The sequence below is a fragment of the uncultured Christiangramia sp. genome, assembly GCF_913046405.1.
Classification (GTDB): Bacteria; Bacteroidota; Bacteroidia; order Flavobacteriales; family Flavobacteriaceae; genus Christiangramia; species Christiangramia marina.
Genome location: NZ_CAJWRQ010000030.1, coordinates 1 through 19949, shown reverse-complemented (window position 1 = coordinate 19949; position 19949 = coordinate 1). Strand labels below are relative to the sequence as shown.

The following is a 19949-nucleotide window of genomic DNA, read 5'->3' as shown; positions in this document are numbered from 1 at the left end:
CCTTGAAATTAACATTTATTTATAAGAACGCTATCAGAATGAAGCTTGAGTTCATTATTTTTGCAGAAATAGACATAAAAAATGAAGAAATTCTTATTCTTATTTAGCTCCGTAATTTTCCTATTAACTGGATGTGGAGAAGATAAAGGTTATTATTTAAGTGGTGATGTAAAAGGTGTTGAAAACGGGACTAAAATCTATATCTCAGAACTGGATGGAAAAACGCGTTCTCCGAAGGCAAAAGATACAGCCATTGTTCAGGACGAGAAATTTGAATTGGATATGGAAGAAATGGATCTTCCTGCTCTTAGTTTTTTACGTATCGAAGGAGTGAATGGAAATCTTGTATTTATTGCTGAAAACGAAAAACTGAAATTCAACATCAATAAAGACAGTATTCGTAATTCACGTGTGAGCGGCGGACAGGAAAACGAAGCGCTTTACGAATATCTCGATCATATGAAAGAGATGAACCGTAAGATCGGGAAAATGCAGAAGGAAGCAAGAACTGCGATGATACAGAAGGATACTGCAAAACTGAAGAGTATTCAGGCAACGGAAACCGAGCTTAAGGACAATGACCGGAAAGCGAAAGAAGAGATTTTCAGTCGAAATACAGATACATTTCTTGCTGTGACTCTACTTGCAGATATGTTGAGCTCTAAGAGTCATAGCTCCAAGGAAGTTCGCGATATGTTTAGTGAAGTTTCAGATCGTATCAAGCAAACTGATATGGCAAAAGATCTGAAGAGTGAATTAGAGAAGATGAAAAATGCTGAAACGGGATCTAAGGCACCAGATTTTGAAGCTCCTACACCAGATGGCGAAATGCTTGCACTTTCTGATCGCATGGGCCAGGTTACAGTAGTAGATTTCTGGGCAGCGTGGTGTAAGCCTTGTAGAATCGAAAATCCAAACCTGGTTAATACTTACAACAAATACAAAGATAAAGGCTTAAATATCATTAGCGTGAGTCTTGACCGACCTGGACAGAAAGACCGATGGGTACAAGCTATAAAAGATGATAAACTTGAACAATGGGATCATGTTTCTAATCTTCAGTTCTGGCAGGATCCCGTAGCAAGGTTATACGGAATCACAGCAATCCCGGCGACTTATATTCTTGATAAAGACGGAATCATTGTAGCGAAGAATCTACGTGGTGATGCCTTAGCTGAAAAGATTGGTGAACTACTGAATTAATTCTTTCTACTTAGAAAGATACCCGGTTCTCTGAAGAAAGAACAATATTACGATAGGCACAGCTAATAAAATGACCATTAGCAGGTGACTTTCCAGCACCCAGGGAGCCAGAATCATCGTTAAGATATATCCACCGGTAGCACCACCAAAATGCGCATCATGACCAATATTATCTGTTCTGCGCTTCATCCCGTAAATAGTATAGAGTAAATATCCTATTCCGAAGATGTAAGCGGGAACAGGTATGATAAAGAACAAACCAAGCGTCATATCTGGTTGTAGTAGTATGGCAGAATATAAAATTCCCATGACCGCACCACTGGCACCTACGGCCGTATAATAAGGATCATTTTTATGGAAATAATAGGATAATAAATTCCCCAGTAACAGACTTCCAAGATAGATAATAAGGAAAGCTACAGAGCCTAATTGCCAGATCACCACATTTGCAAAGAAATAGAGTGTTAGCATATTTACAAAAAGGTGGCTTGTATCTACATGGAGGAATCCCGATGTGAATATTTGAAATTTAGAACCTCTTTGAATATCTGAAGTACTGAACTTGTACTTATTGAAGAAGGTCTCATCGCTAAAACCTTTAAAAGAAATTAATGCATTTGCCGCTATGATCACCAGCGTGACCAGGCTCAATTCTCCCATTTTTACTAAAGTTTAATTTCAAATATACCATATATTTGCGGAAAGATTTTTTATGCAAGGATTAGTTTTCTGGCTTGTTTATCCCCTACTCTGGCTTATATCCATTCTTCCGTTTCGTATTTTCTATATATTCTCAGACTTTACATATTTCCTGGTTTTTAGGGTCATAGGCTATCGAAGAAGTACTGTACAAAAGAACCTGAAATTGGTGTTTCCTGATAAGCCTTCCGAAGAATTGATACGTATAGAAAAAGTTTTCTACAGGCATATGTGTGACATGTTTCTGGAAATGATCAAAAGCATCTCTATTAGTAACGAGGAAATACAAAAGCGCTTCAAATTCACTAATCTTGAAGTTTTAAGAGATATTGAAAGCAGAAACAAGAGTATCGTCCTGATGTGCGCACATTATGCTAGTTATGAATGGATTATCGCGCTACAACTCTACGGACTCAAATATAAATCCTTCGGAATCTATAAAAAAATACGGAACAGGTATTTTGATGATATGGTTCGCAAGATACGTAGTAAGCTTGGTGTAGAGCTTGTAAATACTCACAAAGCGACCAAGAGAATTATTCAAAATGAGCGAGAAGGATTGCGAGGTATTTACGCTATGATCGCCGACCAATCCCCAAGACTTCAGCGTTCTAATCTATGGATGAAGTTTATGGGTATTTCTGTTCCTGTTTTTGAAGGTTCTGAAAAACTGGCTCGTGGTCTGGATCTTAATGTCATCTACCTACATGTAGATAAAACCGGTAGAGGATTTTATGAAGCTACGCTGGTTCCTATAACTGAAAATGCCCCGGAAGAACCGGAGCATTTTATTACTCAAAAGTTTTTTGAACTTCTCGAAAAGCAAATTCGTGAGAAACCGGAGTACTATCTCTGGACGCATAAACGCTGGAAACATAGAAATGAACCTGTTCCAGAAGGTGCTACCAGAGTCAGTTAAGCTATGATCTGCTCAATTTCAGATATCATCTTCTGCGCCAGCTCATCTGCTTCCTGTTGAGATTTTGCTTCAGTATAGATCCTGATAATTGGCTCTGTATTGGATTTTCTTAAATGTACCCAATTCTCCGTAAAATCGATCTTTACTCCGTCTACTGTAGAAATCTCTTCTGAAGCGTGTCTTTTTTCAACCGCTTTCAAAACACCATCCACATCCAGATCTGGAGTAAGCTGAATTTTATTCTTACTCATATAGTAAGAAGGATAACTCGCTCTTATTGCAGAAACCGTCTCTTTCTTTTCTGCCAGATACGTAAGAAACAAAGCCGTTCCAACTAGGCTATCTCTACCATAATGTGCTTCCGGATAGATGATTCCGCCGTTACCTTCACCACCTATGATCGCGTTTGAATCTTTCATAAGCTGAACCACGTTCACTTCACCAACTGCACTAGCATTATACTCTCCATTATGTTTCTCTGTAATATCTCTTAAAGCTCTGGACGAGCTAAGGTTACTAACAGTGTTTCCGGGAGTTTTAGATAAAACATAATCTGAACAAGCGACCAATGTATATTCCTCACCAAACATTTCACCGTTTTCATCTATAAAAGCAAGACGATCTACATCTGGATCTACTACAATTCCAAGATCTGCCTTCTCCTTTTTCATTAATTCACAGATATCGGTTAGATGCTCTTTTAACGGTTCTGGATTATGTGGGAAATGCCCGTTTGGCTCACAGTATAATTCGATCACCTCCACACCCATTCTCTTCAGCAGCGCTGGAATAGCAATTCCTCCTGTAGAATTTACTGCATCCACAGCTACTTTAAATTTTGCTGAAGATACTTTATCAGCATCAACAAGTTTAAGTTTCAAAACTTCTTCAATATGTCTGTCGATATAATCATCGATCACGGTAATTTTCCCAAGATCATCCACTTCAGCAAAATCAAAATTTTCACTTTCTGCTATTTCAAGAATCAGGGCTCCGGCTTCTCCGTCAAGAAATTCTCCTTTACTATTCAATAGTTTTAAAGCGTTCCATTGTTTAGGATTATGGCTGGCAGTAAGTATTATTCCTCCATCAGAATTTTCCAAGGGAACCGCGACTTCTACTGTTGGAGTCGTAGACAAGCCTAGATCGATCACATCGATTCCCAGACCAGTCAGGGTATTCATGGTTAGTTCCTGGATCATTTTTCCAGATATTCTCGCATCTCTTCCAACCGCAACCTTAAGGTTCTTTTTAGTTGAGTTATTTTTTAACCACGTACCATAAGCTGCGGCAAATTTCACTGTATCTAAGGGAGTTAAATTATTGCCGGTTTTCCCGCCAATGGTTCCTCTTATCCCTGAAATTGATTTTATTAATGTCATTATTAGTTATTTATAGGTCCTGATAAGACCTGTAAGAAATTTTACCAAATATAATTGTGTCACCCCGTACTTTCCAAAACTTAACAAATATTAACCCTGACCCTGTTTAATTCGTATATTCCCGCATGAACTTTCTGGCACATATTTATCTATCTGGTGATGAGGACCTGGTTAAAATCGGCAATCTTATGGCAGATTCTATCAAAGGGAAAAAATATCGCAAATATGGCCCTCAAATTCAGAAAGGTATAATTCTACATCGCGCCATCGACTTTTATACTGATACCCATCCGGTTTTCAAAGAAAGTAGTCATCGATTGTCTGAAAGATACCGGCATTATAGCGGTATCATCGTAGACATTTTTTATGATCATTACCTTGCGGCGAACTGGAAAGACTATTGTGATATACCATTGGAGGAATATACCATACAGTTCTATGAGCTACTGAAGCTTAATTACGAGGTTCTACCATCAAATGTCAAGAATTTTCTCCCATATATGATTGAACAAAACTGGCTTTTGAGTTATGCCTCTATAGATGGAATTCAAAGTGTTTTGAATGGTATGAATAAAAGAACGAAGCTAAAATCTGGTATGGATCAGGCTACAGATGAATTAAAGTTACATTATGATGAATTTGGAAATGAGTTTAGGCAATTTTTCGAGGATGTACAGCGCTTTTCAGATCAAAAACTGGAAGAAATAAGTTCTGAAAAATAAAAAGCCCGACATCATATCGGGCTTTTCTTTTAATAAGTATCGTCTTTTTATTTAACGAATCTCCATCTTCCATTAATTAACTCAACTTCCCTTAGGTTTTTACCTTTTTCAACATACCATTTATCATTATTTCTCAAAACCATTACAACTTCTATAACGTACCATTCCCCATTAATATATTCCGGCTCTGGATTCGTTGGCTCAGGCTCTGTAGGCTCTGGTTCGGTTGGTTCTGGCTCTGTAGGTGCCGGCTCCTCTTCTCCTGGATACTTCACTTCAATACCTTCCTGATCACCGCTGGAAAGCACAGAACGCTGAACAGAATACAATGATCCATCTTTTCGGGTGATCGTAGGCTGTCCATTGGCAGAAAATGAATAAGGACTATACATCATAATTGATCCAAGATCCAGACCAGCAGTATAATCTGCACCATCATAACCGGCCTCTACATAAGTATAGAAATTATGTTCTCTTCCTGAAAGGATATTATAAAAATTTACCGTAATGGTTTGATCCCTGTCTGCTCTACTCTGTTCATGCCATAATCCAACGGCATGACCAATCTCGTGAATCGTGTTTCCAGTTGAACAACCATCAGCCAGAGTAATTGGTTGTCTACCTCCTACCATTCCCACATAAGAAGAACATCCTCCTCCGGGAGTGAAATAGACATAATTAGCTTCTGAAAATCGTTGCACAAATTTTACAGCAGTATTGCTTTCCCAATGCGCAATAGCATCTGATACTCTCTGTTGATTAGGTAATGCAGGATCTATATCATAATAAACCACATTTTCAGGCCAGAAGAATTTTGTACGACCAACACTTTTATCCGTAATAAGTACATCTTCATCGGCGTTTAAAACCAAATCAAATGGAGTTTTAGAAATATTTTCTTCTGAAAGAAAAATATCTCCCTGGTATACATACTTACCATTTAGTTCTTCTACTGCAAGTTTTCTACCAGCAAAATAAATATCAGAAACGGTTCCAGATTCATTCGGAAATGCGATTTCTGTAAACTCATCATTCTGGAAGGAAGTAATTTCGTTCGTACCTGTACTAGAATCATCGTAATTCTCTTCGCTACAGGCGATAAAAGCCAATAACGGAAAAGCTAAAATTTTAGGTTTTTCATAAGTAGGTTAATTAGTAAATTTATAAGTCTGAATATGATTTGGATTTAATTCAGACAACTTGAAATTAATCAAGGGAAAATCATCGAAAATTCAAACTCTCGAACTTTCGATGATTAAACTAAAATTATTGAAGTGGGTTTGTATTAAGCAAAATACCAGACACCTTCTATCAGCTCAACTCGTTTCCAACCGTACCAGCCCATATTGTAATACCATTGATCGTAATATCTCAAAACTGTAAGACCTTCGATAGTGTAGTAATCCCCGTTTATATAGTTCTGAGTTGGTTTCTCTTCCCCACCATTAGATGATGGATACATTGCATTGATCCCTGTAACATCACCATTTGAAAGCTGAGATCTTTGAACACTATACGTATTACCATCAGTCTTAGTGATCGTAGGTTGACCGTTTTTAGAAAATGCGTATGGACTATACATCATGATAGAGCCAAAATCTAAATTGGTGGTAAACTCATCACCATCAAAGTTATTCTCCTGGTAAGTCTGGAAATTGTATTCTCTACCGGTTTGAATATTTTCAAAGTTGATAGTAATATGCTTATCTCTATCCACTCGGCTTTGTTCGTGCCACAGGCCAATGGCATGTCCAATTTCATGAATGGTGTTTCCAGTGGAACAGGCATCGGCTAGAGTAATATTCTGCTTCCCGCCAACTTTTCCAACATAAGAAGAACAACCTGATCCCGGAGTGAAATAAATATAGTCTGACTGACCAGATCTTTTCACGAATTCAAGATTAGTGTTTGCTTCCCAATGACTAATAGCATCAAAGACGCGATCCTGGTTGCCTAGCCTGGAATCAATTTCGTAGTAAACTGTATTATCTTCCCAGTAAGCTGAAGTTCTACCAACACTTTTAGCTTGAGATACATCATCGCCTTTTTCTAAAACTAAATTTACAGGGCTTTTAGAAGCTTTACCCTTGGGAATCATTATATCCCCTTCAAAAATATAATTACCGTTGACATTTTCTACAGCCATTTTAATACCTGTATAATAAACATCGGTAGCAGTTCCTTTAGAATCTGGAAATGCAATCTCGGTAATATCATCTTTTGATTCTGTTGAAGTGATCTGGGTTTCATTTTCAGCAGTTGCAAGTTCTGAAGTTGAATCCTCGCTACAGCTTATCATTGCAAAAGCTGATAGCAGGAGTAAACTCTTTAATTTTGTCATAAGTAGGTCTTTTTTTAAAATTTAATAGTTAATAATACACTCTGGGTTTAGCAATTCTCATTCCATAAAAATTAACTAATAATTTAGTTAATTTTTTAACAATCTAATTCTTACAAAATGCTTAGAATAAGTCATTTTCAATTTATTCTAATGTTAGCGTTTCAGCTTTATCAGGAAATCATTTAACTGATAAAACCCTGATTAATGCAACGTATCCCAGTTACTATGTACGTGGATTCCTTCATACAGTTAACTGATTTACAATCGTTAACATATATATTTTTTTAATACCTCTACAAAAAAAAACTGTCTGGATTTCTCCAGACAGCCTTACACACACTCCACAGGAGTGGGTAAAAAACCCGCAAATTAGTCACCCCCCGGTTAATTAATCATGCGGGTCTTTTTAAGAATTAATTCACAGAGACTTCGCATATATCGAATTCCACTTTCAAGTAAAGATTAGTTCCATTATAACCTGGTAAGATTATATTCTCATTGTCAGTTTGACCAGGATCTATTTCTGTTCTTGAAATAACTACAGGATCACTTCCATCTGCGTTTATACTCGCAGAAATAGTATAGCCGTTAACAGCATATGGAGAGCCCTGCTCCAAATTGATGGCAGCTGCAACACCACCCTCTATAGGACTCAACTGAATTGAACCAATTTCCAAATCTTGATTTAAACCATCCAAAGTAGAGGCTTCAGCAAAGATCCTTATAGGTAAAGTAAAGTCCGCAGGTATTACAAGACCAAAACCTTCTACAAGATCTTCACGTCCCCAGGTTGCAGTTCCACAATCAGGTCCTCCTATATCTACAGGACAACCGTCTTCATCTACTGTAGTACCAGTTGGAGTTTCTTCACATAAATCATCATTATCATAAACCCCATCTCCGTCTGAATCTGGACATCCAACTTCATTCACAACTGCTCCGGCTGGTGTATTAGCACACTGGTCTATATCATTAGTAACACCATCACCATCAAGGTCATTATTTCCGGTATCTCCTCCACCAGAACCATCTCCGGTCAAGGCACCTTCACATTCACCAATAAGCAGGTGATAATATTCGTTTGTTGTACCATCTCCATTGAGTAATGACTTAACCATGTTCCATGATAAAGTTATCCCCTGGATTGGTGAGTTATCAATGTCACCAGTACCATCCCAATCTTGCGGGTACAGTACCATGTACAAGTAAGGTTCGTTGTCACCAAGATTAGCAGGTGGACCTGGAACTACAAGACAAAGTGGATCTGCGTAATACTGATCATCCCCGTAATCTCCAGTTGAAGCCATAGCTGAACTTTCGGTATGATCATAGAGTTGAATACCAGATGCATTCTCTCCAAAGTATAGATCAATACTATAATCAGCTACATAATGTCTTCCATCTTCATCACAGTAGTTTACAAAAAGACATAAAGGATAAATAACCTCAGGAAGTATATCAAAAAATACATATCCATACTCATTTACCATTCTTCTATCAAAACATAGAACTTCTACATCAATGTATGGTTTAGTACCATCTTCAACAGTAAAATCGAAAGGCAGTGCCTGGTCTACATATCCATCGAAATCACCATCAGACTCTTTTGGAGCTACCCAGATCAAGTTTCCGGTAGAATCAGGATCACCATCATAGACCATAAAACCGTCCAGGCTAATTGTCACCTGTCCATTGTTAGGAACTAATATTTTAAGATCTTCGGAATAGTCGGTAAAATATCCATTTGCATCCTTTAGAATTGATACATCTGTCTGGTAACTGTTTCCACCGTAGCTAAAATCTATTCTTGCTACAGCTGGTTCAGCATCAGAACAATCAGGAATCGTATTGAAATGATCCTTGCTTATGCTTTGAGCCGCTCGATCTACCAGATCATTGAGCGAAGCTCCAAACGTAATTTCTACTGCCTGAAGTTCTGCGTCATCTAGTACCTCAGAACTTTCATCCTTACTACAGGATGTAAACATCATAGCGAACACGGCTACCAATGCTATATATTTATTAATAAATTTCATCATTTATATATTTGGTTAATATTTTATTTAAAAAATCCCATCCTGGAGTCAATCAAAAACTTTCCAGGATGGAATAATTTTTATCTAATAACAAGCTACTCCATGAACAATTATCCAAAAACTGGAATCGTCACTCGTACGATCTAGAGTGAAATCTAAATCACCTGTACTTACCTCATCATTTCTGTTATACTGGCCTGGACTTTTTGCTGTATTTCCAGGGTTATCTTCGCTTAAGTAAACGTGAAGATCATCCAAACTAACTCCTGACTCAAGATCGATATCAAAATTCACCTCGTCTCCATCAACAGTAATCGTTACAGTTCCTACAAGTTCCCCTTTGCTAGTATCGTTTTGACCAGCTCCAGCCCAGAAATTAAAAGTTTTACTGTTGCCATCGATAGTGGTATCGAAGTTTTCAGCCCATCCCCAACGATTACCATTTGAAATGTCATTGATCTGTGTATCACCAAACATAAATGCTGTTTCACAAGTATCACCTCCATCATCTTCCGGGCAACCATCATTATCTGCTGGACCCTGTGTATCTGGACACTCATCTTCACAATCTACTACACCATCATTATCAGTATCAGTAGTACAGTCATCCACTGGACAACCAAAATTATCAGCTGTTCCAGCTTCATTAGGACACTGATCACAGTCTCCGAATAATCCATCACCGTCCAGGTCCTCTCCAGTACATTCATCATCTGGACATCCAAAATTCTCAACGCTACCCGGAACTTCTGGACATTCGTCATCAACATCTGGCACACAATCTCCATCCATATCTCCTTGAGTTGGCACACCAGGACAATCACCTATTGGTGGTTCGCAACCTATAAACAGGTGTATATAGTCTACAGATTCACCATCAGCGCCTAATAATTCATCAACATCATTCCAGTTTAGACCAACTTCTGCTAATGGCGTATTATCTATATCACCATAGGAATCTGTCCAGTCTAAAGGTGTAACCGTATAGAAAAGATATTCAGTAGTAGGATCATCAAAAGGAGATTCTGGTACTACTAAACAAAGAGGGTCTGCAAAATATTCTCCATTAGTTTCACCAGTTGTTGGTGTTTGTGCTGTAGAATAAAGTTTTATACGCTCGTCGCCATTATCATAATAAAGATCTACGCTATAGTTACCTACATAATGTCTACCATTTACGCTTGGGCAATAGTTTGCGAAGAAGCATAATGGATATAGTTTTCCAGGTACCAGATCAAAGAAAGGATAGCCATATTCATTGACCATTCTGCGATCAAAACATAAAACTTCAATGTCGATATAAGGTTTAGTACCATCACGAACTTCAAAAGTAAATGGCAATGGATTATCTACATACCCATCAAACTGTCCGGGTGTAGTCTCTATTGGAGCTACCCAAATTAGCTCACCATCATCATCTGGATCACCGTCATAAACTCGAAAACCATTTAAAGTCACGGTTACAGAACTATTATTAGCTACTGGTATTTTTAGATCTTCTGAATATGCTGTATAGAAGTCTGATCCATCATTCAGGATATCCACATCTACGTCATAATTAGTACCTCCATAACTGAAGGCTATACTAGCTACCGCTGGAAGTGCATCTGAACAATCAGGAATTTGGTTAAAATGATCTTTGTTTACGCTCATGGCACGGTTTGCCAGATCATTTAATAAAGCTCCAAATTGTAAGTCTACAGACTGAACATCTGTGCCCGTTTCAGAGGAAGATTGATCTTCCTGGCTACATGACATCACCAGCAACGCTAACATTGCTAACAATCCCATACAAATTTTAAAATGTTTCATTTATGTTGTGTTTTAAGTTGATTAAAAAAACAGGGGACACTTATTTCAAGTGTCCCCTTTATATTATTGAACTAGAGAAAGTTCTCCACAAGCTACTGGTAAAGTAGCATTGCCATCAAGACCATGAATTACGATCACGTTCTTATCAAGAGATGTGAGATTTTCCATTTCGTCGGCTGAGAGTGTGAAAACTCTTTCGTAGATATAATTTCCATTTGCATCGGCAACAGGGAATTGATCTTCAGAAACAGATAGCCCCAGTTGAACAGGACCATAAACAAGACCTCCTTCTTCAAGAGTTAAAATTCCGTCAGCACCAGCATCTTCCATAGTTGGACAGGTTGCATCCTGTTGAACTCCCTGTACAGGAGCAAATCCATGAATATGCTGTAGATGACTCATTCCTGCAGTAGTATTAGTAGCAAGTACGGTTACATCAAATTTATTTCCTGTTTTTGCAACAGAAGCCAAGGCTATAACACCAGAATCATTTAATTCTTTAGCACAAGTCTTATAAACCATGGTATCGTCACGAGGATCATCAAAGATTTGTGGATCATCAGACTCTCCACAACCTTCAAAGAAGTGGTAGTATTCCAGGTTATCATCGCCATCAAAAAATGTTCTAATTTCCAGATCTGTTAGAATTGCAGTTCTAATTAATTCTCCTTCATTAGCATCATAGTCAGGACCATCTTGAATTCTAATTTCAATACGATATCTATCGGTTTCGTCTAATCTATCTGGTAACACGATACATAATGGGTCTGCAGAATACTGTCCGTCTTCTTCAACGATCATATTTTCTATACCTCCATCATAAAGATCTACAAGATTATTACCGTTTTCATCCACTGTCCATACATTCACGCTATAAGAAGCAAGGTAGTGTCTACCAGATGGAGGACAGAAGTTTCCAAAAATACAGAAGTTGATTAGTTCAGTATTTTCAAGTTCAAAGAATACATATCCATATTCATTTACCATACGTCTATCATAACACAGAACTTCTATATCAATGTATGGTTTCGTACCGTCTCGAACATCAAAATCGAATGGTAGAGGATTATCTACATATCCATCAAACTGACCTTCTTCAGAAGATTTAGGCGCGATCCAGATAATATCTCCATCTGTATCAGGATCTCCATCATACACCATAAAACCAGTTAAAGTAACGGTAGTCGTACCGTTATTTGCTACTGGGATTTTTAATGCTTCAGAGTAATCTGTGAAATATGCAGTTCCATCAAACAGAATATCTACATCTGTTGAATAATTCTGCCCTCCATAGGAAAATTCGATCCTTGCTACTGCAGGTGTAGCATCTGAACAGGTTGGAATCTGGTTAAAATGGTCTTTATTCACCTGCACGGCCCGGTTTACCAGTTCGTCAAGTGATGCTCCAAAAGTGATCTCAACAAATGCAGAATCTTCACCTGGATTCATTTTTTCGTTTTCATCTTTGCTACATCCGGTGATCACTAAAGCACACATCGATAAAATAGCGAGGTATAAATTAAATTTTTTCATGATTAAAAAGTTTTGGTTAATAAATTTTCGAATGGTTAATAAATGTCTGGTCCAAGGAACGATACATGTTCGTGGATAAAGGTTCTTAAGATTTGATCTTACGAGTTTTCCGGTTCAGATTGAACCAGGTGGGAGTGACTATCTACTTCATGATTAAAAAGTTTTGGTTAATAAATTTTCGAATGGTTAATAAATAATATTTGTTATCTCAAATGAGATGATTCTTTTCAATTTATTAAGTAAGGATCGGGGGCGATCTTAGTGTAGGAAAGATTTTGTGAAGATGGGGGCAACCTCTTTTAGAAATCTATGTAAATATATGTTATTGTATTCCACATTTTTATAGGGGAAATCCCCTATTATTTATCTTAAAACATCTCTTTAACAATGCTTTAAGATTTCGGTATTTCAACCAGGTTGTGATTGATAGCGTAAATAATGCTTTCAAGGATCGTATCTGAATTTGTTCTTTTTATAATACTTGATCTGTGCTTCTCTATTGTTTTAGGGCTTATAAATAGTGCTTCTGAAATCTCCTTGGTCTTATAGCCCTTACATAATAGGGTAATGATCTCTTTTTCTCTTCTCGTGAAATTCTCCTCTTCCATACATTTAACCATTGAAAGAGAATTTTCAACTTCTGTAGCAGTAGATCCCACGTTGTCTCGAAGACAATATTCATCACCCATAAAATCAATCAGCATTATATAGGTATCCTGAATTTTCGGAGTTAGTTTTGAAAGCGTGATACGTGCATTCCTAAGTTTCTGACTCGTGATCCTGAGAGTGGTTTCAGTTGTAGCATGCATATGCTTACCTTTGGCAAATTTGCGCAAACATTCCCGTATGGTATTCTTAGTTTCCGGTCTAACAATATCTGTAATATCCAGCATTTCTTCACTTGTCCTGAATGTATTTATTGCGACATCATTCATATTAACTATCTGGTCTTTCTCCAGAAGCAGCACGGGTTGATTCATCAGGTGAAAAAGACCCATAAAGCATTCATGCCAGTAATTAAGTTTAAGTTGCTCTGCAGTGCGAGCAATTCTAGAAACCAATTGCTCTAAACCGGTGGCAGTAGAATGATACTCATCTACAAGATCTTTGTATCGTTTTGCCATCATCTTTATTTCCAACGGACTTCCATAGATTGCAAGATGGGCTCTTTTTAGAAAGTGGGTTGCTTTAAAGTTTTTCAGATTCTTAAAATCTGAAGGTTTACGATAGGAAGTTTTGTCGAAAACAATCGTATCTGGTAATAAATTGAGAACCCTGTGATAAGCTACGTGAATAGATCCTTCTATGGAAACATCAAACATAGTGCTCAAACCCTGAACAAGTTCCTGGATAAGCAATTCATTCTTACTTACAATAAGTAATTGTTTCTTTTGCATTTTATCTCAAACATTAAATAAATATAAACAAGCTCCAATTGTAACTAAGTGGGGTTACAGTTACACTTAAAATAGATCATGAACAGATCGGGAACGTTTTTAGGGATAACCAAATATAGTAGCTGTAAATCTTGAGATAAAATTTTTATAGTAATATTACTCTGACAATCAACTATTTATAATGCAAGTATTAAGGTTTTCTTAACAATATTAACTTACTTCATCGACTGGAAAATTGAAATCACTCTTAAAATTAAGATTACCTTAACAACTTCCTGCAATATTCTTTCTTACAAAAAATTACAGCTATCTTAACAACAGTACTTTGACTTCGGCTTTCCTAATAGCGTTACAATAAGTAACTTTGCCATCTTGAAAAAATGTATGGCGAAATTTGAAGACAGTATCGAAGTATTAGGAGCTAGAGTTCACAATCTTAAGAATATAGATGTTTCTATACCCAGGGAACAGCTGGTTGTCATTACAGGTCTCTCTGGATCTGGTAAATCTTCACTCGCATTCGATACTATCTATGCTGAAGGACAGCGTAGATACATTGAAACTTTTTCTGCATATGCCCGTCAGTTCTTAGGAAGCCTGGAACGTCCAGATGTGGACAAAATTGAAGGTCTTTCTCCAGTAATCGCCATAGAACAGAAAACAACCAGTAAAAACCCAAGGAGTACTGTAGGAACGATCACAGAGATCTATGATTTTTTGAGATTATTGTTTGCCAGAGCCGGAGAAGCCTACAGTTACAAGACTGGTGAGAAAATGGTGAGCTATACAGACTCCCAGATCAAGGAACTCATCTTACAGGATTTTAAAGGTAAAAAGGTTAATATTCTTGCACCAGTAATTAGAAGTAGAAAAGGTCACTACCGCGAATTGTTCGAATCCATTGCCAAGCAGGGATTTATAAAAGTTCGGGCAGATGAAAAGGTCGTTGATATTGAAAAAGGCATGAAGCTGGATCGATACAAGACTCATGATATTGAGATTGTTGTAGACCGCCTGAAAATTGAAAAGAAGCCTGAAGCAGATAAAAGACTTGATGAAAGTATCAAAACTGCTATGTATCATGGTGAGGATACTCTTATGATCCTCGATCAGGATAGTGGTGAGGTTCGATATTTTAGCAGGAATCTTATGTGTCCTACCACTGGAATAAGTTACCCTAATCCAGAACCTAACAGCTTTTCCTTCAACTCGCCCAAAGGAGCCTGCCCTAATTGTAATGGGATAGGAACCTTATACCAGGTGAATATTGACAAGATTATTCCGGAGCCTAAGAAATCCATTAAAAACGGAGGTCTGGAACCTCACGGACCTCAAAAAAAGAACTGGGTATTTTCTCAACTTGAACTTATAGCTGAACGCTTTGATTTTAGTCTGAATGATCCCATCAATAAGATTCCGAAGGAAGCATTAGACATGATTCTATATGGAGGAAAGGAAAAATTCAGTAAGGAATCCAAAGCTTTAGGAATCACCCGGGATTTTAAGATCGATTTTGAAGGTGTGGCAAGCTTTATTGAAACAACCTTTAAGAACAACGATTCTACTTCTTTACGTAGATGGGCTAAGGAATACATGGATAAGGTAGATTGCCCGGAATGTGAAGGCACCCGATTAAAAAAGGAAGCTTTATACTTCAGAATAAATGATAAAAACATTGCCGAACTTGCTAACCTGGATATTTCAGACCTTGCTGACTGGTTCGAAAATATCGAAGCAAAGCTTTCAACAAAACAATTACAGATTGGCGAAGAAGTTGTAAAAGAAATTCGCGCCCGTATCGCCTTTCTGGTAGATGTAGGTCTTACGTACCTCAATCTTAATCGTGGCTCCAAATCACTTTCGGGTGGGGAAGCACAACGTATAAGACTTGCTACACAGATTGGATCTCAACTGGTAGGTGTTTTGTACATACTTGATGAACCAAGTATAGGACTGCATCAACGTGATAACGAAAAGCTAATTAATTCTCTGGAATCTTTAAGAGATATCGGGAATACAGTAATCGTTGTGGAGCACGATAAGGATATGATCGAAAGGGCAGATCACGTGATCGATATTGGACCACGTGCCGGGAAATATGGTGGTGAGATCATTAGCGAAGGTCCTCCTTCAGAACTGCTGAATCATTCTACGCTAACCGCAGATTATTTGAGTGGTAAAAAGGCCATTGCTATTCCGGAGAAAAGACGAAAAGGTAATGGGAAGTCAATAGAATTAAAGGGTGCGACAGGAAATAACCTGAAGAATGTAAGCATTAAAATTCCATTAGGAAAAATGATCGCGGTAACCGGTGTTTCGGGAAGTGGGAAATCCACTTTGATCAATGAGACCCTCTACCCTATCATGAATGCTCATTATTTTAACGGTGTTAAGATTCCTAAACCTTATAAAACCATTAAAGGACTGGATCATATAGACAAAGTGATCGACATCAATCAAAGTCCGATTGGGCGAACCCCGCGTTCGAATCCCGCAACTTATACCGGCGTATTTTCTGAAGTGCGGAATCTTTTTGCTAAAACTCCTGAGTCTCTTATTCGGGGATATAAACCGGGAAGATTTAGCTTTAATGTGAAAGGCGGAAGATGTGAAACCTGTAAAGGTGGCGGACTTCGTGTGATCGAAATGAATTTCCTGCCAGATGTTTACGTAGAATGCGAAACCTGCCAGGGAAAACGATTTAATCGTGAGACTCTGGAGATTCGATATAAGGGAAAATCTATCGCTGATGTGCTGGAAATGACCATCAATGAGGCTACACCTTTCTTTGAGAACATTCCGAAGATTTATAGAAAACTAAAGACGATCCAGGATGTTGGATTGGGATATATTAGTTTGGGACAACAATCCACAACACTTTCTGGAGGAGAAGCCCAGAGGATAAAACTGGCGACTGAACTTTCTAAAAGAGATACCGGGAATACTTTTTATATCCTGGACGAGCCAACGACCGGTTTACATTTTGAAGATATCAGAGTTTTAATGGATGTCTTAAATTCGCTAACCGATAAAGGAAATACTGTCCTTATTATTGAACACAATATGGATGTGATCAAAATGGCAGATCATATCATCGATATAGGATACGAAGGTGGTAAAGGTGGCGGTGAAGTTATCGCAACCGGCACTCCTGAACAAATAATTAAAAATACTAAAAGTTACACTGCTCGCTTCCTGAAGAAGGAAATGAGTTAAACCAATAATATGAAAGCAGCAAATAGCAATAAAGCCTGGAACGAGATAAGAACGAATGATTCCTGGGCGATTTTTAAGATAATGGGTGAATTCGTGAATGGATACGAGAAACTAAGCCAGATTGGACCTTGTGTTTCTATTTTTGGATCTGCACGAACTAAACCAGATATGAAGTATTACGGACTGGCCGAAAAAGTGGCGAAAAAGATCGTTGATCATGGCTATGGCGTCATCACTGGTGGTGGTCCCGGGATCATGGAGGCTGGTAACAAAGGAGCTCACCTTGCCGGCGGTACATCTGTTGGACTTAATATCGATCTTCCTTTTGAGCAGCATGACAATCCGTATATAGATAATGATAAAAGTCTTGATTTTGATTATTTCTTCGTTAGAAAGGTAATGTTCGTAAAGTATTCACAGGGGTTTGTTGTAATGCCTGGTGGTTTTGGTACGCTCGATGAATTGTTCGAAGCGATTACTCTAATTCAAACACATAAGATCGATAAGTTTCCAATCATTCTTGTTGGTACAGAATTCTGGGGAGGTCTTGTTGATTGGATCAAAACTACCCTTCTTGATAGTTTTCAAAATATTAGTCCTGCAGATATTGATCTGGTACAGGTCGTAGATACTGAAGAAGAAGTAATAGACATCCTGGATAAATTCTATGATGAATATAACTTAAGCCCGAATTTCTAGTATTTTCAACTGCTGAAGGTATCAAACTTTGTTTATATTTAGATCTGATTTTTATCAGCACTAAACTTAAATTTTTTTGAAATACCTTCAGTGTTTCTTTCTAGTCTTACTATTCCCGTTATGGCTCTCTGCACAAAATGCCATGAAGGTGAACGCTCGTCTGGTTGACAGTCTTCATACTATTGAAGTCGACCAGCAAATTACTTTTGTTAATACTGAAGAAAGAGAACTGGTAAGTATTTACCTGAATGACTGGAACAATGCATTTAGTTCCAAGACTTCTCCGCTGGCGAAAAGGTTTGCTGAAGATTTTGCCCGCCGCTTTCATTTTGCCAGGCAGGAAGAACGTGGTCATACCTCTATTAAGTCCATTAATTCTGCTGAAGGATCCTCTCTGGAATGGGACCGTCCCGGCAATATTGAAGACCTCGTACGAGTATTTCTCCCCGAACCACTGGCCTCGGGAGATTCCATCACGATAAATCTTCAATACGACTTAAAAATTCCTGATGACAAATTCACCCGATTTGGGCGGGATGGTGATGGGAATTACAAATTACGTTACTGGTACATGACTCCTGCCCCACTGGATAACGGTTGGAAACTTTACAGTCACAAGGATCTCGGCACCCAATATGTAAGCCCGTATAGTATTGAGATCGATATCGATATTCCTACTGAATATTATGCAGCTTCAGCATTAGACCTTACCCGCACCCAAACCAGAAAAGGTTTTAAGACCATTCATTTTAGCGGAGACCAACGTGTGGATAGTAAAATGTACCTTACCAATACTTACATTTTTGAATCTCTACCTGCCAATTCTAACAAAGTAATAACCAATATCCGTGATGAAGATATTGAGCTGGAAAACAAAACAAAGTTGCTCTCTCGAACCTTTAGTTTCCTTGAAAATCGGCTGGGAAGCTATCCTAATGAAAATATCTTTATTACCCAGGAGGATTATCAGAACAGTCCTATTTATGGACTTAATCAATTACCAGGTTTTATACGTCCATTTCCAGACGGATTTCAATATGATCTCAAACTATTCAAAACCGTAACTAATTACTATCTCCAGAACTCAGTTTTCATCAATCCCAGAACCGAGAAATGGGTGACCGATGCTATTCTGGTTTCATTAATGATCGATTACGTGGACACCTATTATCCCAAAATGAAACTTATTGGGAATTTGAGTGACATAATTGGAATTCGCTGGTTCCATGCTGCAGATCTTGAATTCAACGATCAATACCAGTTCCTTTACATGAACGTAGCCAGGATGAATATTGATCAGCCACTAAACACCAGCCAGGATTCGCTGGTCAAATTCAACAAGAATATTGCAAACGCCTACAAAGCGGGTGTTGGGATTAAATATCTTGAAGGGTTTCTAGGCGACTCAACGGTATCGAAATCTATTGGTGAATTTTATAAGAAGTATAAACTAAAACCTACGAGCGATGATCAATTCGCAGAGATCCTTCAGAAGAATGCAGGGAAAGATATTTCTTGGTTTTTTGAAGATTACGTGGGAAGCAATACTAAAATTGATTTTAAGATTCAGAAGGTAACAAAAAGAGAGGATGATTCTCTGGATGTTCGAATTCAAAATTTAAGGCAGAACGAAATGCCTATTAGTCTCTACGGACTCAAAGACGGAAAATCGATCTACAAAACCTGGGTTGAAAAGGTTCGGGACACCAAAACCGTTACTATCCCCCGAATGGATATTGAAAGACTTGCTTTAAATTATGAAGCAGAGATTCCCGAGTTCAATCAAAGAAATAATTACAAGAGAGTAAGCACGCTCCTTAATAAGCCCATACAATTCAGACTGCTTCAGGATATCGAAGATCCAAGATATAACCAGACCTTTTTTATGCCAGAATTTGATTTTAACCTGTATGATGGTATTTCTATTGGACCTAAACTTTATAATAAAACAGTCCTGAGCAAAACTTTCAACTTTTCACTTTCTCCAAAA

General features: G+C 37.9%; 14 protein-coding genes. 6 read left to right on the top strand and 8 right to left on the bottom strand.

From position 1 onward, the window contains the following. Positions 1-81: 81 nt before the first annotated feature. Positions 82-1203, top strand: coding sequence for a TlpA disulfide reductase family protein (locus QZ620_RS05795; RefSeq protein WP_295179939.1), 1122 nt, complete (start codon positions 82-84; stop codon positions 1201-1203). A gap of 6 nt (positions 1204-1209) precedes the next feature. Here the strand turns inward: QZ620_RS05795 and QZ620_RS05790 are convergent, their stop codons facing one another. Next, on the bottom strand, positions 1210-1863 hold the full coding sequence (locus tag QZ620_RS05790) for a rhomboid family intramembrane serine protease (protein ID WP_141877362.1): 654 nt from the start codon (positions 1861-1863) through the stop codon (positions 1210-1212). A gap of 52 nt (positions 1864-1915) precedes the next feature. Between QZ620_RS05790 and QZ620_RS05785 the strand changes: the two genes are divergently transcribed. Then, positions 1916-2821, top strand: a complete 906-nt coding sequence (locus tag QZ620_RS05785; RefSeq protein ID WP_295179936.1) for a lysophospholipid acyltransferase family protein — start codon at positions 1916-1918, stop codon at positions 2819-2821. Here the strand turns inward: QZ620_RS05785 and glmM are convergent. Next, positions 2818-4203: a phosphoglucosamine mutase gene (gene glmM / locus QZ620_RS05780; protein ID WP_295179934.1), complete on the bottom strand. Its 1386-nt coding sequence runs from the start codon at positions 4201-4203 to the stop codon at positions 2818-2820. The genes QZ620_RS05785 and glmM overlap by 4 nt on opposite strands. Before the next feature lie 125 nt (positions 4204-4328). Here glmM and QZ620_RS05775 point away from each other — a divergent pair, with 125 nt between their 5' ends. Beyond that, positions 4329-4925 carry an ACP phosphodiesterase gene (locus QZ620_RS05775; RefSeq protein WP_295179932.1) on the top strand — a complete coding sequence of 199 codons (597 nt, stop codon included), beginning with the start codon at positions 4329-4331 and terminating at the stop codon, positions 4923-4925. Positions 4926-4972: 47 nt separating this feature from the next. Here the strand turns inward: QZ620_RS05775 and QZ620_RS05770 are convergent, their stop codons facing one another. From QZ620_RS05770 to QZ620_RS05745, 6 genes are all read right to left on the bottom strand, one after another. Continuing rightward, positions 4973-6034, bottom strand: a complete 1062-nt coding sequence (locus tag QZ620_RS05770) for a M12 family metallopeptidase (RefSeq protein ID WP_295179930.1) — start codon at positions 6032-6034, stop codon at positions 4973-4975. 176 nt (positions 6035-6210) lie between these two features. Then, positions 6211-7266: a M12 family metallopeptidase gene (locus tag QZ620_RS05765; protein WP_295179928.1), complete on the bottom strand. Its 1056-nt coding sequence runs from the start codon at positions 7264-7266 to the stop codon at positions 6211-6213. Between the two features lie 413 nt (positions 7267-7679). Then, complete coding sequence (locus QZ620_RS05760) at positions 7680-9305, bottom strand: hypothetical protein (protein WP_295179926.1); 1626 nt, start codon at positions 9303-9305, stop codon at positions 7680-7682. Positions 9306-9386: 81 nt separating this feature from the next. Continuing rightward, positions 9387-11114 carry a hypothetical protein gene (locus QZ620_RS05755; RefSeq protein ID WP_295179924.1) on the bottom strand — a complete coding sequence of 576 codons (1728 nt, stop codon included), beginning with the start codon at positions 11112-11114 and terminating at the stop codon, positions 9387-9389. A 63-nt stretch (positions 11115-11177) separates the two neighbouring features. Next, positions 11178-12647, bottom strand: a complete 1470-nt coding sequence (locus QZ620_RS05750) for a hypothetical protein (protein WP_295179922.1) — start codon at positions 12645-12647, stop codon at positions 11178-11180. 392 nt (positions 12648-13039) lie between these two features. After that, the gene (locus QZ620_RS05745; RefSeq protein WP_295179920.1) at positions 13040-14044 is read right to left on the bottom strand and encodes a LuxR C-terminal-related transcriptional regulator; all 1005 of its coding nucleotides are present in this window, start codon (positions 14042-14044) and stop codon (positions 13040-13042) included. 384 nt (positions 14045-14428) lie between these two features. Between QZ620_RS05745 and uvrA the strand changes: the two genes are divergently transcribed. The 3 genes from uvrA to QZ620_RS05730 form a co-directional block, all read left to right on the top strand. Beyond that, the gene (gene uvrA, locus QZ620_RS05740) at positions 14429-17260 is read left to right on the top strand and encodes an excinuclease ABC subunit UvrA (RefSeq protein ID WP_295179919.1); all 2832 of its coding nucleotides are present in this window, start codon (positions 14429-14431) and stop codon (positions 17258-17260) included. Between the two features lie 9 nt (positions 17261-17269). Next, positions 17270-17959: a TIGR00730 family Rossman fold protein gene (locus tag QZ620_RS05735; protein WP_295179918.1), complete on the top strand. Its 690-nt coding sequence runs from the start codon at positions 17270-17272 to the stop codon at positions 17957-17959. A gap of 76 nt (positions 17960-18035) precedes the next feature. Further along, positions 18036-19949, top strand: a 1914-nt coding sequence (locus tag QZ620_RS05730; protein ID WP_295179917.1) for a metalloprotease, incomplete at its 3' end; no start/stop codon positions are given.